Source organism: Desulfosporosinus sp. OT (assembly GCF_000224515.1).
GTDB lineage: Bacteria > Bacillota > Desulfitobacteriia > Desulfitobacteriales > Desulfitobacteriaceae > Desulfosporosinus.
This window is the reverse complement of sequence record NZ_AGAF01000111.1, coordinates 39,012-61,033: the sequence shown is the minus strand read 5'-3', so window position 1 is coordinate 61,033 and position 22,022 is coordinate 39,012. Positions and strand designations below refer to the sequence as shown.

The window sequence follows — 22,022 nt, the reverse complement described above, 5'->3', positions numbered from 1 at the left end:
ATTTGAGATAAAGGATGGCTTGAGCCGTATGTTTTGAAAGGAACAAGTACGGTTCTTAGAGGAGAAGGGAGCCGAGAGGCTCCTGACTTACTCGACAAGTAGAGGTTAATTAGTGCGTAATTTTTTGCTTGAATCAAGGAGGGGTATGGACTGTTTAACTTAAATAAAATTCTTTATGCAATGGGCGTTATCGGATTAATAATTACAATGTTTATTATTTACAAAAATGCCAAAAACGTATTTGCGGTTAGATTTTTGATAGGCTATTGTATCTTTCTTTTTTTACTAGCTTTTTATTTTCTTAGTATTATTATTTTGCGTATGAAAGAGTTGAAATGGGTTGAATTAAGGATAAGAATATTTAAATTTGTAAGATTATCATTTTTATATAGTGTTTCATTATTTCTTTTAGTATTTATGTCCGATTATTTTTTCAAAACATCAAAATTGAATTCTACTAAAGTTCTTTATTCATCTGTAAGTCTTGCCTTTGGGGTATCTTTTATCGACCTGGTATTTCTTAAAAAGAAGAATAGTTAAAGAAATATTGTCGTAGTATTCTTAATGTTGTAGGATTTTGAGTATCAGTTGGGTACTAAGGAATGAAAAAGTGGGGAGGGATTTGAAGTGCCTGGATTTATAAAAATGATTGCAAGTATATTTCTACTTATTACCATAATAAATCCTAGAATTACATGGATGATTTCTGAAGGCTGGAAATTTAAAAATGCCGAGCCGAGTGAACTGTATTTAATAATTAACAGAATAATGGCTGTCGTTATCTTCATTGTTATTTGGGTATTAGTTCCTAACTAAAGAGACTAATGAACATCATTCTTATACTGCGTAAGAATTGACCTAAAGGGGGCTTCCCAACGTTATATGACACTGAACAATATTATTAGGTCACATGAGAAAGGAGAGAACTTATTGAAAATATCTCTCTATAAAGGCTTTCAATATATATTGTTAATAGCGCTCTACATAATCGCAATATTCAACTTTCTTTACCCAGTAATAAGATTTGATAGCCGACTGTTAAATAGTGTATTTACGATTTTTGTTTTACTTATACCAACCGTTCTAATGATAAAAGGTTTTTTCTTTAGAAGTCTGGTTGCTAAGATTTTAAATACACTCATATGGGTAATCCCTTGTATACTAGGAATATTATTGATGCCAATTATGATTGCACCAATTGGTTTTGAGCAAATTAAGAATTTGAGCTTGGATAATTCTGATATTGTTGCATATAGAACAAATGGAGGTGCTACAACCAGCTTTGGGATTCTAGTAATGCAAGAGAAAAATATTATTCCTGGAATTAAGTTGGTCAAACGGATATATGGGCAAGATCATAAGGAAAATGTAAATATGATAAAGACTGGTGAAAATTCCTTTGAGATTGAAGGAAACCCAGAAATAGTCAAAAGGAATGTCTATTTCGAATAATGATAGCAGTCCATCGTTGCATAATCGAATTCCCGACACTTAGAGGATAATAAATGCGTTAGGACACATCGATAATTAACATAATGTTATGAACATTATAGACAATAAATCCCCTTTCATCTTGTATCCGTACATTCTAACCATTCTTATTACTGCAATAATTTGTGTGGCATGGAAATTAACTTCCGTATTGAATGACATCCGAATTTAAGCGTAAAAATTTGTCACAACCAGCAGTATTTATCCTAAGTTTAGCAATACAGCAGATGACCCCGAATGAAAATTGCATTTGGGGTCATCTTTTTGAAAGAATATCCAATAATTTGTGTGTATTTCGGAGGAACCTATCCAGGCCTATAAAGAAAACTTGGCTGGCGCCCACGAAGACACTGTCTTCGCACGGATTAGCATTCCTGCAAGCCTTAGCGAGGCGGCCACCTTAGTTGCACTTATGCTTCCAGAAAGTATGGAATGAAAGGTTATACTTTCTGCCTAGTACAAAAAAGCTGATCTGGTGATCAGCAAAGGGCAAGCAAATTATGGACCGATCGGCTCACAAGAAGCCGTGGAAATCCTGTTTGCTGTGAAGCACACGATGAATTTCCACCGTGTTATCCTCCATGACCAAGATAAAATCTGCCTTATGCTCTGGAGGAGTTTTTATCCTGCAATCATTCAAAGATTAACGAAGTTATAGCGCTTGGTGGGCAGGACGTAGTGAAGATCTACGGTTTCTAAGGAACAATTAATACTTTATTAATATCTTGTTAAGAAATAATCAAGAGTATTAAGATAAAATATATCTAGAAAAATATCGAATTTTAAAAAATATGAAGTATCTAACCAAGATTCTGCGTCAATATAAATATACAGTTTGGTTTCACTCTTATTTAGTGCATTAAGAAATCAATAAGAGTGGGCTTCCTATTTCTAACTTATAATAGTTGAGGTGCGAATATGGAATCAGTTATCGAAACAGTCGATTTATGGAAGGCCTATAAACTAGGGACAGTCGATGTGGAGGTTTTAAGGGATATTAATGTACTTATTCACAAGGGTGAGTTTGTCTCGATTATGGGACCATCAGGTTCAGGGAAAAGTACTCTTTTATACTTAATCGGTGGGCTTGATAAACCAACCTCCGGCTGCATCAGAGTAAATGGTCATGAAATTTCCAAAATGAAGGATAAAGAAGAAAGCTCCATGCGTAGAAAAGAGATAGGTTTTGTCTTTCAATTTTATAATCTCATCCCAAATTTGAGTGTAGAAGAGAATATTTTACTCCCTGTACTTCTTGACGGGAAAAATGTTAAAAATTACAAGGACGAACTCCATGACATTTTAACGATTGTGGGTCTAACAGATAGAAGAAACCATACGCCGAAGGAGCTATCCGGGGGCCAGCAGCAAAGAGTAGCTATTGCCAGGGCCCTAATTAATGAACCTGAGATTATTTTAGCCGATGAGCCAATCGGAAATCTTGATTCAAAAACAGGAACTGAGGTTATGGAACTTCTGAAGGCAATTAATCAGGAAAAAGGAAGAACCATTGTTCAAGTTACACACTCCAAGGAAGCAGCAGATTATGGTCAAAGAATCATTAACTTAAAAGACGGGAAGGTATGTCAAGCATGAGAAGAATCTTAATGATAGTTCTTATCGGGGTATTGATGTTAAGTATCTCAGGGTGTGGAAAAGAAACCGAAAAAACTGAGGATAAAAGTACTGCCAAAGTAGAACCAAAGCAGGTCATAGAAGCCTTTGGTACGGTTAAGTCTACTGAAGTGAAAAATATAACAATCGATTTTTTAACAGAAGTGACTAAGGTTAACGTTGTTGAAGGACAAAGAGTAAAGCGGGGAGATGCTTTGCTAAGTTTAGACTCACGGAACTATCTAACCCAAATCAGAGACAAGGACTTTGAAATAAAGACTTTGCAACTTGAATTATCCGGCTTAAATAGGGACTATATAGCCAAAGGTCGCAGTCTGGATGAAAGCACCGATCCTGATATCAGAAAATATATTAATGATCAGAAACATGCAGAGGAATCATTAAGTAAAGCGCTAGATGATTTATCGGCTAGAGAAGCATTATATAAGACGGGTGCCTTGTCACAAAGTGAACTCAATGAATTTAAAGAAACTGTCAATGAAAAGGAAAAATCTGTCCAAGATGCGAGGTTTTCCGAGGCTAACACCAGGAAGGAAATCCAACAAGAGCTGGATCAGCTTAAAACTTCAATAGATCAAAAGAGCCTCATGGTTACCTCCAAGGAGCTTGACCTCCAAGGGATGCAGGAAAAGATGAACAAAAGTTACATAAACGGGAATGACATTGTTGCCGATGTTCCCAGTGGGGTAGTCACTGAAGTTGGTTGTGTTCAGGGAGATATCATAACCAATGATGAGGGGAAGAAACTTTTAAGTATCCTGAATAAGGACAAGCTTGTGATAGAGGCAGATGTGGCTGAAGAATTTATTAAGGATGTCAGGATCGGAGCAGACGTTATTATAAACCCTCAAGCAGATAAAACCCGGACCTACCAAGGGAAAGTTATGTCCATTGCCGAGAAAGCGGTACTGAAGAACAATGAAACGATCATCCCCGTCCGAATATCGATTGAAAATCCAGATAGCTTTCTGCTTCCAGAATTCAACGTCGATGTAAAAATAGATTTTGTAAGTAAAAAGTAGAGTTAGAGCAGCTTTTGATCGTTATAACCTGGGAGTTACTTTAGGAGTGATAAGATTGGGCATGATCACCAAGTTCATCTTTAAAAGTATTTGTGAAAAAAAGTTACGGACGTTTCTAATCATCTTAGCAATCGTTCTATCCTCGGGGGTATTTTTTGCTTCGATCGCTATTTCTGGGAGTCTAGAGCAAATGATTATCAAAGGGATTCAAGACTCTGTTGGTAATGCAGATATTACGGTCGTTCCTACTGAAAAATCCTCTTCTCCGTTTTTCTATCTGGATAAAGCAGAGCGTTATCAAGACCGGACGGAATATATCCTGGGTGAGATTCAGGAAAATGCCGTTTATAAACCCAACAGGAAAGAAGAAGTCAGTATTAACTTGACAGGAGCAGCGCTTGAAGAGCTTCAAAAAATGAACCCATTCACGATTGACCAGCAGGATAACCTATACCCTTTTGAGGGCAGAAAAATCGTCATTGGCCAATCAGCCGCAGAAAAGTATCAGTTGAAGGTAGGGGACAGTCTGGATTTGGAATTAGTACAAGGTCAAAAAACATCCAGACAACGATTTAAAATAAGTGGAATAGGTTCTTCAACAGGATTTTTCAAGGCAAAATCAAAATCAATCGCTGCCGTGGTACCGCGGGATAGTTTAAGTTCCTTTAGCAATGCGCGCGGCAAGGTAGGGGCAATCTATATCAAGCTGCTTAACCCTGAAGACAAACAAGCAATGATTGAGTTGTTGTCCAATGACTATAAGAACTACAAGGTGTTTGAACTTTTTCCCCTTGAGGAAATAAAACGCGAAACGTCTATGATATCGGCGCTATTTCTAATGTTATCATCGATCGTTTTCTTTATGAGCATCTTCATTATTTACTCTTCCTTTAAGGTGATTACGACAGAAAAGCTGCCGATCATAGGGACTTTTAGAAGTATCGGTGCTACCAAACGCATGACAAACTATTTGTTATTAGGAGAAAGTGTCTTATACGGTATCATCGGTGGACTGTTAGGATGTGGTGTAGGGGTAGGAATTTTATATCTCATGTCGTTTGCCCTAAGTAAAATGGCCAATGGATCGGACGGAATGGAATTCAAGGCGACGATTCAGTTTTCGGGGGCGAATTTTGTACTCGCTTTCTTGATGGCGGTCATCCTTTGCTTGGTGAGCTCGATCATCCCTATCTTAAAAGTCTCGAGAATTCCGATCAAGGACATCGTTTTAAACTCTGTACAAAAGAATACTAAACGAAGAAGGCTACGGCCGATACTAGGCATAGTCTTTATGATCATTGCTTTGGCATTTTCCTTAATTGATTCGGATGAGTTAAGGCCTATTTTGGGTAGTGTAGGGATGATTCTTATCCTTACAGCCATCGTAATGCTTGTACCCAATATTACTGCGGTGTTTGTCAGGCTCTTTGAAACCGTATATGTGTATGTTTTTGGGAATATAGGGATTCTTGCTGCCAAGAATTTAAGAGAGAATCAGAATATCATCAACAACATATCCATGCTCGCCATAGGGATAGCCTGCTTGCTTTTGATCAATACCGCCAGCTATGATAATGTCATTAGCATTACAGATGAGTTCAAGAATACTTTATATGATATTGAAATGTATACCGGAAAAGCCGATAGAAATCTCGAAAACAGGCTGCTTAGTATTGACGGAGTGAAAGAAGTCTATGGAGATTACGAGGCTTACGGAGTAGAAATTGCCGATAAAGATGAGAGGATATCCCGCATCAAAGGAGTTGATAAAAGCAAGATTTTAGATTTCTGGAACATTGATAGCGATGGTGATATTCAAGCTGAGTTTGAACGACTTGATGAAGGACGTAATATTTTACTCACCCATACTTTAAAGGAAAGGCTGGCTATAAACGAAGGGGATCTGATCAAGCTTAAACTGAACAGTGGTGAAAAGGATTACAAGGTAATTGGTTTCTTTAATGATTTTGCCAATAGTAAAAACTATGGTTTAGTCTCGCAAAGATTTCTTAAGGCAGATATGCAGTATCAGTATTATTCTGGTATTTTCATCAAGACATCCCAAAACCCTGAGGATGTGCTTAAGGAAATTGAAACGGAATTTATAAGGCTTAAGCCCTACTTACAGACGAAAGACAAACTTCAGGAAGAATATATGAGTTCCAATCAGCAAGTGACGACACTGATGTCAGGTTTTTCGATTTTGGCCATTATTATCGGGATTTTTGGAGTATTGAACAATCTTCTGATCAGCTTTCTCGTACGCAAGCGTTCCCTGGCCGTTTTCCGGTCCATGGGCATGAGTAAGGTTCAAACGGTTAAGATGATTTTTATTGAAGCACTTTCAGGTGGAGCGATCGGAGGCTTTGTCGGGGTTGTTACCGGAACATTGATGATTGTTATTTTGGCTGGAACCAATCAATCAAAGGACATCCATTTCCCGTTGGCTTCATATATAGTTTACGTTTTGGCCGGTATGGCCTTAATGTTGATAGCCTCAATCAGCCCGGCCTTAAAATCCTCGAAGCTGGATATTGTTTCGTCGATTAAGCTTGAGTAAACTCGTTCACCTTAACCTGAGAAACAACAGGGTTCAAAAGAAAAATACTATAGCAAAAAATTGGTGAAGATACAACGACGGTTGAAGTAGCTGCACCAGTCGATCTGGCAAGAACGATGAAAGATAACACTGAAATTACGCATATGCGTAATAATTCCCGCATCAACGATCAGGTCGTCGGGGCGGTAATTGCTATGCTCAAGGACGGCGTGGCTGATTTATACAAATCCCATGCCACAAAGTTCCTGCTTGAGGAGGAGGGCTCAAGGGCGCCGCCCATAAACAGTATATCCGGCATGGGAACGGTGGCAGCCGAAGGTCTCTATAACGACCATTACCTAACACTGAGTTAGGCGAAAGCTTTGCTCAACAACATTTTTTGGGAATGATCTGTAGTAAGTCGGTTATTAGTGATATACTAAATATTAGAAGTGCATAACATGAAACCTCAACCTTAGGAGAATACATAATTTCCTGAGGTTTTCTTTTGTTCCTGCTAAGACTCTCCAGCTAAGGAGGCGAGAGGTTTAATAATAAATAGTAGATAACCTAAGGAATCCATTTAATGTTGATACGATGTTTCAAGATTATGGCTAGAGTCCATTATTTCTAGAGAATTATAGTCACATTTAGATCGTTTAAAGTCTTCAGTCTTATTGTTTGAGGATTCAAAAACTATTGGATCTGCCAGCCAAACCATAGCTTGCGTGGAAACTAATCCATAAACTAAATGGTTCCATAATGCCGAATAATATGTCTTTGTTAATCTAAATTTTTTTAGTATGCCAAATTTTATTCCACCTATAAGACTACCAAGCGAAAGTATTGATATGAAAATGCCTTTAGTTAAATGATGATCTTTTCCAGTTTTCTTAAGTATATAGATCGTCGGAATTCCCCACACTGAACCAATCATAAAGTGTGCTAATTCACCTAAAATATAATTCTTTTTTTGTTTCGTTCTAAAAGGAGCAACAAACAATCCACCTGCTATATATGCATATAAGGTTTCAGTTTTACCTGCTTTAAATATTAACAAATTGGATATGTCCATAAAAATAGTTCCGATTAGGCCTCCTAATAAACCAATCGTTATTGAGTCTTTTAACATGTTAAACCTTTTTGTCCACATCATAAAAGTCATAAAAATGTTCAGCATTTAATATCCTCCTTGGTCTTGTAAATATACCTAATTGTAGGTTGCTCATAACTATTACGTTTTATGATTCTATCCATCTCCAGTGTATGGAAAGTAACTTGAGTGCTAAATAAGACTTGCTATCCACCCTATACAGAGCTATCATGTCCTACACCCGGACGATTACCGGGCGTAGGATATTTTTTTGATAGTAATATGTTCCCACAAGCTCCTAAAGTCAGTGTTCAGTATCCAAAGGAAATGCAAGTGGTAGATTAATTAAAACTATTAAAAAGAAAAATTCATAGTATTTTCCGCAATTTATTGTACAGATTCTAGCAATCAATTACCTACACGAGTTACACTTAAGTGTGACTTTTTGTATGATTGTAGGTTTACAGGCAGGAAAAGACTACCAAAGGCAGAATAATTACACTAAAGAATAAAGTTGAACTTCAGTATCTTGATAATGAAACTCCGCAGCACACAATGAAAGGAGTATCTTATGAGTAGTGGTTACGAACAAATTTATGAAAGCCTTATACCCAAATTGAGCGAATGTGATTTGTTAGAGGTTGCCGAACGTCTTGATTTGTCACCTCAGCAGGACGGTACTTTAGCTGTCAGTTTTCTTGGCCGAGAATACGCGATTAGTTCTCGTGGTGTTAACCCGACGGACGGTATGCCAGTTAATGTCAACAACCGCAGTGTACTGGCTTACTATACCTTGTCCAAAGGTGTGAGTGAACCAGCTTTATCCTATGTCCCGATTTCTTATCTTGCTGGCCCGGGAATAATATTCAACACAAATATAAAATGGATGACCGATCCGCTCGGTAAAACATTCAATGGAGATTATGTAACATTCAGCAAAACTATGGGCAGATTAGGAGGAGTTTTTAACGGTAAGTTGAAAACAGATCGTTATTCATGGCTTCTGAAAGCATTACCGAAAATCCCTCTCCAGATTATTTATAATGATGGAGATGATGAATTTCCTTGCGAAGTTCAGATCTTCTTTGATAAACATGCTTCACACTTTATGGAGTTTGAATGTCTGGCTTTTTTGGAGGGATGCCTTGTGAGGGCAATGATTATGACCGCCAAAACGGGAGACACAGCCGGTTGGGTGTAAGCTCTATTAGAGAGAGGGTGAACTCGTGGAGAGAGGGCAAAAGGTACTTGCTTTGACTATCGTGTTTCTAGCATTATCAATTCTCGTTGGATGCTATTGGATTAGTAGATCAATAGAGAATAGTGTTACGAGTAATTCAAATAGCATTGTTCAAGCCTCGCAAAATATTACGTCTTATATGAGTAGAGCAAACACTTCTCAAAATGATATATTAAACCAAGCTCAGGCGGCCAATTACCTGCAAATTACAGAGGATCGGTTATTTAAGGTAATTGATGCTATCCCACATGTAAGGCTTGGTGGCCAAGACATATTTAGTAAAAAGGCTCTTTCGGACTGGGTAGAAAAATCAAACTTCAGTTCTGATGTAAATTAGAAAAAACGGGCCACGTCAGATAACTTCTAGCAGTTATACAGAATTTCTCGCAACCCATTTGACTGAAGATACCGTATCAAATGAAAATGTAACTCCTTTAAGGGCAGTTCGGGGCAGAATGCGGTTCGCGGAACTTTCGGCGACCACCATATCGCCTTCCTAAATTGAATTTTTGACTACACATTTTATATAGCCCAGCCCTGTCCCAGAATCGTAGGCGCCTACGATTCTGGGACAGGCCGTTTAAATCTTTTCATAATGAATGGTTTTGGTGCAATATGGGAGGCAGTCAATATGATCGACGATGGTCTTGGGTCCATATGACACCAGAGCAAGCTGTTCAGGCTCATTTAGATGTAAAGGGTAAAACTATGATGTTAATGCACTGGGGAGGATTTACATTAGCTTTTTATGGCTGGAATGAACCTATAAAACGAGCATTAAAAGAGGCAAAACAGGCAGATGCTAAGCTAATAGCCCCAAAAATTGGTGAAACCTTCCTATTAGATTCAGGCCTATCGAGAGAAGCAGCTATCTCACTGGGGTTCACCTGTGAACATCGTACCACTTCAGATTGTGGCACCAGGAAATAATTTAACCTTTACAGGCGATGAACCAGCGATTCTTCAATGGGATGTTCCCAAATATGCCGTGAACCTGCAGGCAACTGTGAAGATTACCTCGCCGACGGGTTTTAGCACGATTAATGGATATGGGAACGGGGAAAATCTAAATCAGGAAATACAGAAGGATTATAGACTCTTAACTCCGGGTGTGAATCACATCACAGTGACGCTCAGCGAACGGGGTAACATTACGCAGTATCAAGGCTGGGTTGATATAATCTATAATCCATAGGTAAACTCTTTAGTTTAATGGATTCATTAAAGAATAGTAAAAATTGAGGAGACTCAGCCGTAGAACTTGCTGGTGGTATCCGAGTAATAAATGAATATGATTGACGAATTGATTTTCTTGATCTGTCACCATTCACTCCAAAAGCGGGCAGTAAAGAGTTTTGCGGGGTCATCTGTCTCTTCCCATTTCCTATTGATAGTTTGTTACGTTCCGCTTTTGGCTTCTTAATTCTCTCTTGAGTGGCTTTGAGGGAGCATATAGTCTTTTTGTGGTGACGTGGAGTATGCTGGAACGTATCTTATTCGTATTGCTAGATCTTAGGATCTGGCTTTTTAAGGTTTCATCATTAAATAATTCCGGAAATGCAGGATAAAGAGAGAGTTGTGGAAAAGAAAGTGCCTTAGTATAACTGCCTATATTTTAACAGTATAATTGCAAATTATAATTAAATCTCAGCCTAAGGGCAAACTTGTTAAAAGGCAGGGACGCAAAGCCATCGGATCTAAAGCGCTTATGAGTACTATGACAGCCTGGCTGCCGCAGTATAATTAAAGCAGCATAAGAAAAATGTTAGGACGTAATTTTATTCAAAAAAATTATTTGTAATTGAAGTTTCCTAACTATTTCTCAACCATTGGCTTGCTATACTCTAATTACAGGTTGCAACCTGATACAAATAAATGTAACAATTGAAAGGAGCAAACAACATGTTATTTACAAAACACAAAAAGATTATCGTAAGTCTTGCAGTAGCAGTAATGTCTTTGGGAGGTGCAGCAACTGCAATGGCAGCAACAACGGGGACCTCACTCACCTCTGTCTCTGTCGGGCCTTTAGATCTGTCGAAAGCGGACATTATGCCAGGCACCTATACTGTTGTCGAAGGTGTCACCCCCCATATCGAGGGCGGCCAGACCGCCACAACTGCGCTCAATTCGACGTTGACTGACGCCTCGGGCGTGTCGGTTGCGGCTATCTCCGACAATGTCGATGCCTCAGACTTCCTAGGGGACAACTTCACGGTTGAAACTCTCGGTCCGCAGGATTTACATTCCCTTACCTCTGGACAAAACTCTACCACAGCGGCAAAATAATTTGAAATCGGCAGGGTGAACAACATTTGGGTTGTTCGCCTTGCCTGTTTTTATATTGGAGGCTTTATGAAACTATTATTGGTTGAAGATGAAGAAGAATTATCTGGGATTGTTGCCCGTGGACTTAAAAAATGCGGCTACGCTGTAGATACAGCCTATGACGGAGAGGAAGCATTGGATTACTACAGAATGAATGAGTACGACGTAATCATACTCGATTTAAACATACCGAAAATTGACGGTTTGGAAGTCCTGAGAAGCATTAGACAAAACGATAAAAAAGCAAAGATCCTGATTTTATCTGCCCGCAATGCGGTTGATGACCGGGTACAAGGGCTAGACATGGGCGCCAACGATTATCTGACTAAGCCTTTTGACTTTTTGGAATTGGAGGCAAGAATACGAACTTTAACACGTATCGCCTATATCCAGCAGGGAAACAAGCTTTCCTGCGGCGACCTGAAATTAAATATGGCAACAAAGGTTGTTTCATTCCGTTCGGTTAAATTATTCTTAACCAAAAAGGAATATGCAATTTTAGAATATATGATGCTCCACAAAGGACAGGTCGCCAGTACGGAGCAGCTTCTGAATCATGTTTGGGACAGCGACTCCGATTTATTCCCCGACACCTTGAAATATCATATTCATTCACTGAAAAAAAAGCTGGCTGAAACGGGCTGCAGGCAGGAACTCATCCGGAATGTCCGCGGGATGGGGTATAAAATAGGGGAGGTGGGCGAATGAAATACATGAACAGGATTTCCCTGAGAATGCGCATTACATTGCTTTCCGGTACTATTTTACTGCTTTGTTCCACGGCCCTGGCATTCGGTGCTTATTATAACGCGCATGCGCAATTTAATGCTGTAACGCTTGCCGGCGGCTCTTATTCGGTTATTCCGAGTACTGAAGCTCCATACGATCAGGGTCACGTGGATTGGAATTCAAACGACACAGCAACAACATTACCCAAAGCAAACGTGCCAATGCTGACCCAGGCAAGGGAACAATTTAATACAACGAATTTCATTATCCTTGTAGTTGTATCCGTGTTAGGAATGGGTATGGTATATATTGTCGCAGGCAGGTCGCTTCGACCGATCCATCAATTGAGCAGGACGATTTCCGCAATCAGTGAGGACAATTTGCGACAGCGTATCCCGGACGATCATAGAAAAGATGAGCTCGGAACGCTGGGTTGCTCTTTTAACATCATGCTGGATCGGCTTGAACAGTCGTTTTTAAGGCAAAAACGTTTTTCCGCCAATGTGGCCCATGAATTGAAAACACCGCTGGCCACGATCAATGCGGGAATTCAGGTGCTTCATCTTGATAAAAACCCATCCGTTTCCGAATACGAGGAAACACTGGCAACCACGGAGCGGAATGTAAAACGTCTAATGGCAGTCGTGGATGATTTGATGAGTCTTTATGACGAGAATGAGGAATTCGAGACCGTTCCCATTAACCTACAAGGCATGTTTGAATCTATTTTAAGTGAACTCTGTCCGCTGTTTGAGGATAAGCATCTTAAAACGGAACTTCAATGTGGTCTAAAAACGGTTTGTGGGAATCCGGTTTTGCTTTATAGAGCGTGTTTCAATCTTGTGGAAAACGCAGCAAAATACAATCAAGACTGCGGAACAATACGGATTGAAACGAAGGCAGATGATAAAGTTGGGCAGATTATCATAACCGATATGGGCAACGGTATTCCGGCAGACGAATTGGAGCAGATTTTTGAGCCGTTTTACCGTGTGAACAAATCTCGCTCGCGAAAAGAGGGCGGAGCTGGGCTTGGTTTGTCCATTGTTAAAACAATAGTTGAAAAGCATGGATGGGAAATCTCTGTTGACAGTAGATTGGGACGGGGTTCAGTATTCACAATATCATTAATTTTGTAATCAGAGATTATGAACTGACCAGCGAGACCGCTGCAGGAGAAACAAAATGAGAAAAGTAATTGCATCCATGTATATCACTCTTGATGGCGTCATGGAGGAGCCCCCTAGAACCGATGTTACAATCATTGTAACTTGAAACGTAAAACTAAACATGATATAATTTGAAACATTAAAAGAGGAAACGGTGATGAATTTGGATAAGATCTCGTTAGATAAAGAAATAATTCTCAATACAACAGATGAGGTCATTCGCCGTTTCGGACCAGACAAAGCGAATATCACTGACGTGGCAAAATTATTAAAAGTAAGCCACGCTGCCATTTATAGATATTACAATGGAAAAACAGCCCTATGGAATGCCGTTACAGAACGCTGGCTCGCACGTTTGCATGCATCATCAAATGACATATTAATAGAAGATAGTCCAGCTGATATTAAGCTTTATCATTTACTCGAGAATTTTGCGGAAGCTAAGCGTCTCAGCGCGATTAATGACCCAGAAATGTTTGCAAATTACATCAAACTAGCCCGTAACTCAATGGAAGTAATAGAAAAGGTCAGAGAAGATGGGATTAATAAAATCGAGAAGATTATATTACAAGGAATTACAGAAGGTGTATTTTTTGCAGAATCTTCCCATCAAGCAGCAAAATCAGTATATCTTGCAACCAGCGTTTTTATCCACCCAGACTCATTTGAAGATCCTAACAGAAAGCAAAACATAGATTCCGTTGTAAATCTTCTGTTAAGTGGTCTTAGAAATCCCAACAAATGAATCATGAAGGAAAGACAGGGCCGCCGATAAGGCGGCCCTTTTTTTTATTCAAAATAATATATTGTTCATGGTTACTCCATTTTCAAAATCAAACGAATACTAAAAAATATAAGGTTGTTTGCTATCTATTGCCAAGTAACTTGTAACTGATTTCTGTCTACCAAACGCCGATAGGCATACTTCGGATAACCAACCATCAACCCACTTGTAACATGCATATTTTCTGGCAGGTTTAAAATGTTGAGCAGTGGCTGATAGCCGGAAGCGGCGCAAGAGTTAAAAAATCCAGTAATGCAGGTTCCAAGACCGATGGAAGGTGCGTAAAGTTCCGCATAAGCCAGTGAAAATAGAGTGTTGTCGCGACCAATGGGCAAAGAGTTTTTGTCAACTATGGGTATTATTAGACAAGGGGCATCACGCAATACAACATCCTGACCGTTCTGACGGTAGTTGGCTATGTGCGCAGCAAAGGGTGCCGCATACCGTGATCCGGCATAAGGTGGAGATTGCAATGCCTCTTCCAGCCAGTCAATGGAAACGGAGGTAATACTACGCAGTGTGTCCCGATCATCAATGACATGATAGGAAACTCCTTGTGAATTGCCACTTGTCGGCGCAAATCTGGCAATGTCTAGAAGCTGCCTAATCTTTTCCCTAGGAACGGGCTTCTCTTGAAATTCCCTAGTGGAACGCCTGTGACGGAGAAACAGAGCCGCAGTATCTTCGTCCAGAACTGGTATCTTTTCAAGTGGTACTTGATTGGCTAAAGGTGTTTTCACATTGTCGAGTGCTTCCGAGGGACAAATAGCCACGCAGTGACCGCAGGCAATGCAAAATTGTCCTATGGCCTTCGGTCCATGTTCATCCATACCTATAACACCCGTCGGGCAGACTTTGGCACAACTGCCACACTTAGTACATTTTGTCGGATCAACCTGTATCAAATCCATATTATCTTTTTCCATGTTATATTTCCTCCCTTTACGCTGACTTACAAACAACCTTGTTGTTATGAGTTACAAGTATTAAAATATGAAATTTACAACATGGATTGTATCACAATACATTATAAATTACAAGTTATTATATATGTAACTTATTATTAGATTTTACGGCTAAAGCTGGATGGCTCTTTTACGATTGCGACCGCTTTACCGGAAAGTGAGTGGCTGTTTAACTATATCCTTTCTTTTGGAGTGGATGTTGAAGTCCTGACCCCACAGAACATACGGGAAATGATTCAAATTAAATTAGATCAAATCCTTGAGAAATACAAATAAAGAAATCAAACTTAACCTAACGTCGTTGAGTTATGGTCGGTATAATTGAAATATGGTGGTTAGCTATTAATCATGAAAACAGGGGGATCAGATTATGGAAGTTTTTATGGGCGCTTATTTGGTTCATCCTGTTCATGTTGAGGTGTCAAAATATATTTTAAGGGTAATGGAGACCGGAGCGGCTGTATGCTATGAATTATAGAAACACCAATTTTTGTATGAAGGTTGCAGGGGTATGAAGCCATGATTACTATTAAATTTATGACTGCTCCTCTTTGCATTCTTGTTATTTCTGTAATCTCAGAGTAAGACGTTATACTTTAAGTAATTTATACTCCGTTTACTTTTCTGTTATATGCTAAAAGATATACAGGAGGTGAAGTTTTCAATGGGCAGGATAATGATTGTGGATGACGATAATTACATTCGCGAACTTGTAAGCACATTATTAATAAATGAGGGTTTCAGCATCTATGAGGCAACCGATGGTCGGGTTGCGCTCCAAAAATTCAGCGAAGAAATACCTGACTTATGCATCATAGATATCATGATGCCAAAAATGGATGGTTTTGAACTATGCCGCATTATTCGTCAAAACTATGAGGATATACCTATTTTGATGCTAACCGCTGATGGGGAAATCAGTCAGAAGATCAAAGGTTTTGAGCGAGGTATTGATGATTATCTAACAAAGCCCTTTGAGGCTCCTGAGCTGATCCTCAGAGTGAAGGCCTTGCTCCGCCGCTATAAAATAGTCTCCTCACAGAGTGTTCAAATCGGAACCTTAACCATTGATAGAAATAGCCACACCGTCTGCACGGATAACGAAAAGATGGACATCCCCATGAAGGAATTTGAACTATTGTTTAAGCTGGCAGGCACTTCGGGCAAGACGTTCCCTCGGGATCAATTGATCGAGGATATCTGGGGGTATGACTTTGAAGGGAATGAGCGGACACTTGATGTCCATGTCAATCGATTGCGCGAGCGCTTCCCGGCAGAACAATATCGGTTTAAGATAACAACAGTACGAGGGCTTGGTTATCGTTTGGAGGTGTTGACTTGAAAGACCTACGAATGTTAGCAGCCGGTGTCGCCCGTGCGCTGGCGGCTGGATTTATTAGTCTCTGTTTTTTAGTGGTTGGCTATGGGTTAGCTGAATTGCTTTTTTCCGCTTCAGGCCGTCCAAGCCAACTCTGGGCCTATATTGTCTCTATCCTCTTCGGCTTGCTGGTGTTTGCCGGAACCGTTAGCCTTATATTGCTAATCGCTCATCGTATATTCCATGGTAGGTTTAATAATAGGCAGATGGATTATATCAAAACCGTGACGAACGCCTTGAATAAAATCGCCCAGGGTGATTTTGAGGTAGTCATTCCAACAACTGATTTAAACAACCCGAGAAATGATTTTAATGGAATTTCCGAAAGTGTCAACAAGATGGCTAAAGAACTTGGCTCTATGGAGAAGTTAAGACAGGAGTTTATCTCCAATGTTTCCCACGAGATACAATCGCCCCTTACTTCGATCAGTGGATTCGCGGCGCTTCTCAAAAATGAAGCGCTTAGCGCGGAACTAAGAAGGCATTATGTCGAGGTTATCGAAACAGAAAGTAGGAGATTGTCCAAACTGAGCGATAATCTTCTGAAATTATCAACGTTGGAATCAGAGCATGTTTCCTTTGCAGCGCATGAATTCAGGCTGGATAAGCAGATCGAAAGTGCCATATTGATGCTGGAGCCGCAATGGCTGGAGAAAGACATTATTCTTGACCTTTCGCTGGAAAAGCTTATGTTTACTGGGGATGAGGGATTGCTCTCGCAGGTGTGGGTAAATCTTCTTCACAATGCCATAAAGTTTACCCCGGCGGCTGGAAATATCAGCGTTACATTGACAAAGAACGAAAATGCGGTATGCTGCAGCATCGCTGATAACGGCATCGGTATTTCAGAGACAGACCAGATCCATCTATTTGAGAGATTCTTTAAGGTGGATAAATCAAGAGATCGTTCACTTGGTGGCAATGGATTGGGTTTATCCTTAGTGAAAAAAATTGTGACTATGCACGATGGACAGATAAACCTTAATAGTGCCCTTGGCAAAGGGACAGAGTTTATTATTACGCTGCCACGAATAGATAAACAATAAAAATCGAAAAAGCATGATTAACACCGCGGATGTATGTTCAGCAATACATCTGCGGTGTTTTATTTGTTTGTTCTGTTTACATTGCGTTTAAGTTCCATTTAATTTGCGTTTAAGTTGGACCTTTATGATACTCCTATCAACAAATATAAGGCTAGAAACGCTGAAATTATAAAGGAGCAATGCAGATGTTAAATTATACAAAAACTTTATCTGAACTCAATAAGCATTCCTTACCGGAGGCAGGAGGTAAGGGCGCCAATCTCGGCGAGCTAATTCGTGTAGGGCTGCCGGTTCCGCCAGGCTTTGTCGTTACAACCGGCGCCTATCACCTCCATCTTGAAGAGTCAGGGCTTCAGGAACGGATAGCAAAAAGGCTTGAGGATCTCCAGCTTCAAGATATTACAGCAGTAACAGTAGCAGACGCAAGCAGAGATATCTCATCCTGGATTGAAGAGACTCCAATGCCTCTTCAAGTGCAAGAAGCAGTGATCAAGGCCTTGGAAAGCTTAGCTATAAAAACAGGATCCGATGCCAACATTTTGGTTGCAGTACGTTCAAGTGCAACCGCTGAAGATTTACCCTCGGCGTCCTTTGCCGGACAGCATGACACTTTTTTAGGGATCTGCGGAAAGGAGGCTGTGCTTAAGCATGTGAAAAAATGCTGGGCTAGTCTTTGGGGTGCGCAGGCGATATGCTACCGGATCAGCATGGGTTTTGAGCATCTGTTGGTCGAGCTGGCGGTTGTTGTTCAAGCGATGATCGATTCCGAGGTTGCGGGCGTCATGTTTACAGCGAATCCTGTCAATCAAAGCAAGGATGAAGCATTAATAAGTGCCGGATATGGCCTTGGCGAAACGGTTGTCAGCGGTCTGATAACCCCGGATACCTTTATTCTGACCAAGGACGGGCGGGTGAAGGAAAAGGTCCTCGGTTCAAAAGATCATAAACTAATCCTGACCCAAGAGGGGACAAGGAGCGAAAAGGTTCCTCTATCCCAGCAAAACTCCTACTGCCTGGGGGAAAATGAGCTTGCCCAGCTGGCCAAGCTTGCGCAGCTTGTGGAGAAACACTTTGGTATACCCCAGGATACCGAATGGGCGTGTTCAAAAGGAAACGTATACCTGCTTCAGGCTAGGCCAATCACTACGTTGCAATCCAAACCTGAAGATTTACGGATTTTAGGCCCTGAGGATGAGATCATTTATCCGAAGAAAAAACCCTCATTTGTCCTGCAAGCCGCCATGGAGCATTTTTCAGAGCCTCTGACTCCGCTGGATTTTGCTTACTTTTATCACCGATATCGGGCCTTCTACCTTTCGTTACAGGATACGGGACTCAAAATTCCCAAACAGCTGCTCAGGCTTGTGGAGAGAGAAAGCGGCTGTGTGGCGGTGGGCGTCGGTCAGCCGGGCGTGTCCCTAGCAATAGTATGGAAGGCACCGGCTGCATTGTTGACAGTAAGATCTGAGGGTATTGAGGAGCGATGGAAACCACTTGCCGTGGAAATGAATGCATGGTTGAAGAGGATGGAGGCAGCAGCTAGAAATGCGGATGATGGCAAAAACCTTGCCCAACTTATCGAACAAGCCTTGACAGAATTCGGGGATTTGCTTTGCAGAAGGTTTCGTGTGCTTTCCATGTCCGGCTGGATTAGCGATTTCAAGCTGAACCGTTTGGTCAAAAAAGCGGTGGGAAAGATTAAGGCTGCTGAGGTGAAAGATTGTCTGCTTAGAGCCTTGCCGTTCAGAACGGCTCTTCAAAATGAAGCTTTGACCAAAGTAGCACAGGTGGTGATTAAAGGAAAGAATAAGGAACATTTTCACAGGGAATTCAACAGGTTTATAAGTGTTTATGGAGACAGACCTGCTTCGGGTTTGGCTCTGCTGGGGACTCCGACCTGGAATGAAAAACCGGAAGTCATTCAGGGCTTGATTGATGCCTTGCTAAGTGATCCCACACTGCTAAATGCCGAAGAAAACTCCGAAAAGCAGAAAGCCGATTATGAAGCCGCCAAAAAGCGAGTTGAGCAAGGACTTTCGCTGGGCAAGTATCATAAATTCGAACAACTTCTTGAGCAAGCCAGAAATGAAATCATCGTCAGAGAAGAAAGTTCGTTTATGCTGGAGAAGCTCACAGCCTGCATACGCAGAATGGTCTTGAAGCTTGGCGGTCTTCTGACTGCAAAGGCAATCATCAAGGAGAAGGACGATGTATTCTATCTCTTTCTTGACGAACTCGGTTCTGCGGCGGAAGGGAAGTTGGCAGTGCAAGAAAGAATAGTGAAACGCAAGTCTGCCCTGACAAAGGTTTGCGCTGCCCATAAAAGAGGAGTGCACTGGTTGGTATCAACCGGTTCTATTCCGGAATTTAAACCAAACAACAAAGCATGCCCAGATAAACAAGGAGCTTTGGATGAGCTGAAAGGACTTTCGGTGAGCAGCGGTGTTTACGAAGGCACCGTATGTATCGTAAGAGGCCCTCAAGAATTCAATAAGATAAAAAAGGGAGATATCCTGGTATCAACCCATACCGCCCCGGTCTGGACGCCGCTCTTTAAGGTAGCAGGTGCAGTGGTTACAGAAATAGGAAGCCCGACTTCCCATGCGGCAATTGTCGCCAGAGAATATGGAATCCCTGCTGTTGTAGCGATTGAAAACGTGACATCCATACTGAAGGACGGGCAAAGAATCCTTGTAGACGGCACAAAGGGAACAATAACATTGCAGGGAGACTGACGACTTTCGATGTGGACGATACCCACCTGATTTTGGTTTATGGATGAACAAATATGAGCTGCTCTTTCTATTCAAATGGCACTATTCCTGAGTGATCATCTTCTGTGAACGCCAAGTAATTATGCCAACTATGATCGCAATCCTACTGCGATAACTGCAACGAGAAACGTACCGTGAATACCGGATGTGATTGCCGCAGAAGGCTGTATGTCCTAATTCTTTGGTGGATCAACATTTGAACTGAGGGGCTCAAATTTATTAACCATAGCGGAAGGTTAATCGAGAAAAATGGAGAAATATTAAGCGGGTAGTGGTCATAGGAAGCGATAGTGACGATAATCTTGCAATCGTTATCTATATTAGTAGTTATAGAATGAAAGGATTAAGAGGATGAAGATACGTGAATTAATTGAAAAAAACCGGACCTATCGTCGATTTTATCAAGAAGTAGAGGTAAGTATGGAAACCTTAAGAGGATTGATCGATCTGGCGAGACTTTCTTCGACGGGCGGGAACCTTCAGTCTTTAAAGTTCCTTATATCTTAGACTCCCGCGACAAATGAACGGATTTTTAAATACTTAAAATGGGCCGGTTACTTTAAAGACTGGAACGGACCAGAAGAAGGGGAAAAACCCAGTGCCTATGTAGTCATGCTTCATGACCAAAGGATTAGTCAAGGTTTCTTTTGGGATCATGGGATTGCTGCACAGAGCATTTTGTTAGGGGCAACTGAACAAGGATTGGGTGGATGTCAATTCAACGCCATCAATCGTGTCGGCCTGGCTCAAGAACTAAGCTTACCAGATTATTTGGTTATCGCGACTGTGATTGCTTTGGGGAAACCAAAAGAAATGGTGGTCATAGAGAAACTGGATGAATCTGGGGACGTAAAATACTGGAGAGATCAACAAGGAGTTCATCATGTGCCTAAACGTGCCCTGGAGGACTTAATTTATTCGTTATAAAACCTTTACTCTTAAATATTCTCTGGCGTAATATTTAACTTATGGAACACTTCGGGCAAGCCACCTGGAGTGTTCCTTTATTTATGGGCACACGCATCTGAGACATGGGGGTAAAGCTGGCCCTCTACGAAAGTGCTGGGGTTAAAGGTTGGTGAAGCGTATATTCTGTGTGCTATAATCAATTCAAGTGATACCTAGGTAATTAAACATGCTAGGAGTTCTGTCTACATGAATTTAAATGAACTGAGGAAAATTCCGCTTTTAAGAACTTTAAGCGATGAACAATTGGAAATTCTTCAAGGCAATGCCCAGGAAAGAGATTATAAAAAGAATAAACGTATCTTTGAGCCAGATAGCAAAGATAATTTCATCATGATTGTGCTGGAAGGTCAAGTCCGCATTTATCTCGCCTATCCGGATGGAAAAGAATTCACCATTGCTTTTTTGGAACAAGGTGATATTTATAGCAGTCATTCCAAGACCTTCGCTGAAGCGAGAGAAGTTACCAAGATTTTGGCTATAAATGCTCACGCTTTTCACTTTTTTATGCTAAATAATCCTACCATACTCATTAGTATGGTTAAGGCTTTAGGAGACAGCTTAGGGAATACACTGCGTATCATTGAAAATCTGGCTTTCCTGGATATCGATAAACGTCTTGCTCGCTTTTTACTGGATGCAGCCAAGGAAAAGGGAGTTGTTGGACAAGAGGGCACGTTTATAAATTTAGGTTTATCGGTGGAAGATATAGCCCTAGCCGTTGGGAGCTCTCGGCAGACCGCTTCGATGCTCTTGAATCGATGGGAAAGGGATGGGGTTATAAGACGTAATCGCAAAACCGTTTTTTTGCTGGATATGCTCAAGTTGCAAGAATTGGGAGGAAGAACAGAATAAATTTATAT

Annotated in this window: 23 protein-coding genes, 1 pseudogene and 1 riboswitch; of the genes and pseudogenes, 21 read left to right on the top strand and 3 right to left on the bottom strand. The window is 40.7% G+C overall.

Annotated features, from left to right (window positions below; translation table 11 throughout):
- Positions 1-645 precede the first annotated feature (645 nt).
- From DOT_RS32685 to DOT_RS10125, 7 genes are all read left to right on the top strand, one after another.
- Complete coding sequence (locus tag DOT_RS32685; RefSeq protein WP_085930980.1) at positions 646-816, top strand: DUF6199 family natural product biosynthesis protein; 171 nt, start codon at positions 646-648, stop codon at positions 814-816.
- A 270-nt stretch (positions 817-1,086) separates the two neighbouring features.
- Positions 1,087-1,452, top strand: a complete 366-nt coding sequence (locus DOT_RS10145; protein WP_207637039.1) for a hypothetical protein — start codon at positions 1,087-1,089, stop codon at positions 1,450-1,452.
- 325 nt (positions 1,453-1,777) lie between these two features.
- A complete protein-coding gene (locus DOT_RS30380; RefSeq protein ID WP_009617893.1) occupies positions 1,778-1,927 on the top strand; it encodes a hypothetical protein in 150 nt (49 codons plus the stop codon).
- A gap of 482 nt (positions 1,928-2,409) precedes the next feature.
- Positions 2,410-3,087, top strand: a complete 678-nt coding sequence (locus tag DOT_RS10140) for an ABC transporter ATP-binding protein (RefSeq protein ID WP_009617890.1) — start codon at positions 2,410-2,412, stop codon at positions 3,085-3,087.
- Positions 3,084-4,148 (top strand): efflux RND transporter periplasmic adaptor subunit, encoded by a 1,065-nt coding sequence (locus DOT_RS10135; protein ID WP_139024181.1) that lies wholly within the window; start codon positions 3,084-3,086, stop codon positions 4,146-4,148. Before DOT_RS10140 ends, DOT_RS10135 begins: the two co-directional genes overlap by 4 nt.
- Positions 4,149-4,209: 61 nt before the next feature.
- A complete protein-coding gene (locus DOT_RS10130; protein WP_242833814.1) occupies positions 4,210-6,708 on the top strand; it encodes an FtsX-like permease family protein in 2,499 nt (832 codons plus the stop codon).
- A gap of 116 nt (positions 6,709-6,824) precedes the next feature.
- Entirely contained in the window at positions 6,825-7,061 is a 237-nt protein-coding gene (locus DOT_RS10125; protein WP_009617883.1) for a hypothetical protein, read from the top strand.
- 209 nt (positions 7,062-7,270) lie between these two features.
- On the opposite strand, the gene DOT_RS10120 is transcribed toward DOT_RS10125, so the two are convergent.
- Positions 7,271-7,867, bottom strand: coding sequence for a hypothetical protein (locus tag DOT_RS10120; protein WP_009617881.1), 597 nt, complete (start codon positions 7,865-7,867; stop codon positions 7,271-7,273).
- 484 nt (positions 7,868-8,351) lie between these two features.
- On the opposite strand from DOT_RS10120, the gene DOT_RS10115 reads away from it, so the two are divergent.
- From DOT_RS10115 to DOT_RS10080, 8 genes are all read left to right on the top strand, one after another.
- Positions 8,352-8,981 (top strand): DUF3786 domain-containing protein, encoded by a 630-nt coding sequence (locus DOT_RS10115; protein ID WP_009617879.1) that lies wholly within the window; start codon positions 8,352-8,354, stop codon positions 8,979-8,981.
- 25 nt (positions 8,982-9,006) lie between these two features.
- Positions 9,007-9,357, top strand: coding sequence for a helix-turn-helix domain-containing protein (locus DOT_RS10110; RefSeq protein ID WP_009617878.1), 351 nt, complete (start codon positions 9,007-9,009; stop codon positions 9,355-9,357).
- Between the two features lie 278 nt (positions 9,358-9,635).
- A complete protein-coding gene (locus DOT_RS10105; protein WP_139024180.1) occupies positions 9,636-9,950 on the top strand; it encodes an MBL fold metallo-hydrolase in 315 nt (104 codons plus the stop codon).
- On the top strand, positions 9,934-10,215 hold the full coding sequence (locus tag DOT_RS10100) for a hypothetical protein (protein ID WP_040411794.1): 282 nt from the start codon (positions 9,934-9,936) through the stop codon (positions 10,213-10,215). The genes DOT_RS10105 and DOT_RS10100 overlap by 17 nt, the downstream gene beginning before the upstream one ends.
- Positions 10,216-10,667: 452 nt before the next feature.
- Positions 10,668-10,757: riboswitch (cyclic di-GMP riboswitch) on the top strand.
- A gap of 165 nt (positions 10,758-10,922) precedes the next feature.
- Complete coding sequence (locus tag DOT_RS10095; protein WP_009617874.1) at positions 10,923-11,309, top strand: hypothetical protein; 387 nt, start codon at positions 10,923-10,925, stop codon at positions 11,307-11,309.
- A 66-nt stretch (positions 11,310-11,375) separates the two neighbouring features.
- Positions 11,376-12,056, top strand: coding sequence for a response regulator transcription factor (locus tag DOT_RS10090; RefSeq protein ID WP_040411793.1), 681 nt, complete (start codon positions 11,376-11,378; stop codon positions 12,054-12,056).
- Positions 12,053-13,216 carry an ATP-binding protein gene (locus DOT_RS10085; RefSeq protein ID WP_009617870.1) on the top strand — a complete coding sequence of 388 codons (1,164 nt, stop codon included), beginning with the start codon at positions 12,053-12,055 and terminating at the stop codon, positions 13,214-13,216. Before DOT_RS10090 ends, DOT_RS10085 begins: the two co-directional genes overlap by 4 nt.
- Positions 13,217-13,403: 187 nt before the next feature.
- Positions 13,404-13,991, top strand: a complete 588-nt coding sequence (locus DOT_RS10080; protein ID WP_009617868.1) for a TetR family transcriptional regulator — start codon at positions 13,404-13,406, stop codon at positions 13,989-13,991.
- A gap of 125 nt (positions 13,992-14,116) precedes the next feature.
- Here DOT_RS10080 and DOT_RS10075 read toward each other — a convergent pair whose 3' ends face one another.
- A complete protein-coding gene (locus DOT_RS10075; protein ID WP_009617866.1) occupies positions 14,117-14,956 on the bottom strand; it encodes a nitroreductase family protein in 840 nt (279 codons plus the stop codon).
- Between the two features lie 703 nt (positions 14,957-15,659).
- On the opposite strand from DOT_RS10075, the gene DOT_RS10070 reads away from it, so the two are divergent.
- The 5 genes from DOT_RS10070 to DOT_RS32675 all read left to right on the top strand — a co-directional run bounded on the left by DOT_RS10070 (position 15,660) and on the right by DOT_RS32675 (position 21,120).
- Positions 15,660-16,337, top strand: a complete 678-nt coding sequence (locus DOT_RS10070; protein ID WP_009617864.1) for a response regulator transcription factor — start codon at positions 15,660-15,662, stop codon at positions 16,335-16,337.
- Entirely contained in the window at positions 16,334-17,419 is a 1,086-nt protein-coding gene (locus DOT_RS10065; RefSeq protein WP_009617862.1) for a HAMP domain-containing sensor histidine kinase, read from the top strand. The genes DOT_RS10070 and DOT_RS10065 overlap by 4 nt, the downstream gene beginning before the upstream one ends.
- Positions 17,420-17,604: 185 nt before the next feature.
- Entirely contained in the window at positions 17,605-20,154 is a 2,550-nt protein-coding gene (locus tag DOT_RS10060; protein ID WP_009617860.1) for a PEP/pyruvate-binding domain-containing protein, read from the top strand.
- A gap of 390 nt (positions 20,155-20,544) precedes the next feature.
- Positions 20,545-20,700 (top strand): oxygen-insensitive NAD(P)H nitroreductase / dihydropteridine reductase, encoded by a 156-nt coding sequence (locus DOT_RS32680; protein ID WP_009617858.1) that lies wholly within the window; start codon positions 20,545-20,547, stop codon positions 20,698-20,700.
- A 105-nt stretch (positions 20,701-20,805) separates the two neighbouring features.
- Positions 20,806-21,120: a nitroreductase family protein gene (locus tag DOT_RS32675; RefSeq protein ID WP_009617856.1), complete on the top strand. Its 315-nt coding sequence runs from the start codon at positions 20,806-20,808 to the stop codon at positions 21,118-21,120.
- An 11-nt stretch (positions 21,121-21,131) separates the two neighbouring features.
- Here DOT_RS32675 and DOT_RS31805 read toward each other — a convergent pair.
- Positions 21,132-21,220: pseudogene (locus DOT_RS31805) on the bottom strand (glutaredoxin family protein); the annotation flags it as partial.
- A gap of 128 nt (positions 21,221-21,348) precedes the next feature.
- On the opposite strand from DOT_RS31805, the gene DOT_RS10050 reads away from it, so the two are divergent.
- The gene (locus tag DOT_RS10050; protein ID WP_009617854.1) at positions 21,349-22,014 is read left to right on the top strand and encodes a Crp/Fnr family transcriptional regulator; all 666 of its coding nucleotides are present in this window, start codon (positions 21,349-21,351) and stop codon (positions 22,012-22,014) included.
- The last annotated feature ends 8 nt before the right edge of the window (positions 22,015-22,022 follow it).

What these genes read in the sequence shown, in the direction of transcription:
- DOT_RS32685 (WP_085930980.1), top strand. Translation starts at nt 646, where the DNA reads ATGATTGCAAGTATATTTCTACTTATTACCATAATAAATCCTAGAATT.
- DOT_RS10145 (WP_207637039.1), top strand. Translation starts at nt 1,087, where the DNA reads ATGATAAAAGGTTTTTTCTTTAGAAGTCTGGTTGCTAAGATTTTAAAT.
- DOT_RS10140 (WP_009617890.1), top strand. Translation starts at nt 2,410, where the DNA reads ATGGAATCAGTTATCGAAACAGTCGATTTATGGAAGGCCTATAAACTA.
- DOT_RS10135 (WP_139024181.1), top strand. Translation starts at nt 3,084, where the DNA reads ATGAGAAGAATCTTAATGATAGTTCTTATCGGGGTATTGATGTTAAGT.
- DOT_RS10130 (WP_242833814.1), top strand. Translation starts at nt 4,210, where the DNA reads ATGATCACCAAGTTCATCTTTAAAAGTATTTGTGAAAAAAAGTTACGG.
- DOT_RS10125 (WP_009617883.1), top strand. Translation starts at nt 6,825, where the DNA reads ATGAAAGATAACACTGAAATTACGCATATGCGTAATAATTCCCGCATC.
- DOT_RS10120 (WP_009617881.1), bottom strand. Translation starts at nt 7,867, where the DNA reads ATGCTGAACATTTTTATGACTTTTATGATGTGGACAAAAAGGTTTAAC.
- DOT_RS10115 (WP_009617879.1), top strand. Translation starts at nt 8,352, where the DNA reads ATGAGTAGTGGTTACGAACAAATTTATGAAAGCCTTATACCCAAATTG.
- DOT_RS10105 (WP_139024180.1), top strand. Translation starts at nt 9,636, where the DNA reads ATGGGAGGCAGTCAATATGATCGACGATGGTCTTGGGTCCATATGACA.
- DOT_RS10095 (WP_009617874.1), top strand. Translation starts at nt 10,923, where the DNA reads ATGTTATTTACAAAACACAAAAAGATTATCGTAAGTCTTGCAGTAGCA.
- DOT_RS10090 (WP_040411793.1), top strand. Translation starts at nt 11,376, where the DNA reads ATGAAACTATTATTGGTTGAAGATGAAGAAGAATTATCTGGGATTGTT.
- DOT_RS10085 (WP_009617870.1), top strand. Translation starts at nt 12,053, where the DNA reads ATGAAATACATGAACAGGATTTCCCTGAGAATGCGCATTACATTGCTT.
- DOT_RS10080 (WP_009617868.1), top strand. Translation starts at nt 13,404, where the DNA reads ATGAATTTGGATAAGATCTCGTTAGATAAAGAAATAATTCTCAATACA.
- DOT_RS10075 (WP_009617866.1), bottom strand. Translation starts at nt 14,956, where the DNA reads ATGGAAAAAGATAATATGGATTTGATACAGGTTGATCCGACAAAATGT.
- DOT_RS10070 (WP_009617864.1), top strand. Translation starts at nt 15,660, where the DNA reads ATGGGCAGGATAATGATTGTGGATGACGATAATTACATTCGCGAACTT.
- DOT_RS10060 (WP_009617860.1), top strand. Translation starts at nt 17,605, where the DNA reads ATGTTAAATTATACAAAAACTTTATCTGAACTCAATAAGCATTCCTTA.
- DOT_RS32680 (WP_009617858.1), top strand. Translation starts at nt 20,545, where the DNA reads ATGAAGATACGTGAATTAATTGAAAAAAACCGGACCTATCGTCGATTT.
- DOT_RS32675 (WP_009617856.1), top strand. Translation starts at nt 20,806, where the DNA reads ATGCTTCATGACCAAAGGATTAGTCAAGGTTTCTTTTGGGATCATGGG.
- DOT_RS10050 (WP_009617854.1), top strand. Translation starts at nt 21,349, where the DNA reads ATGAATTTAAATGAACTGAGGAAAATTCCGCTTTTAAGAACTTTAAGC.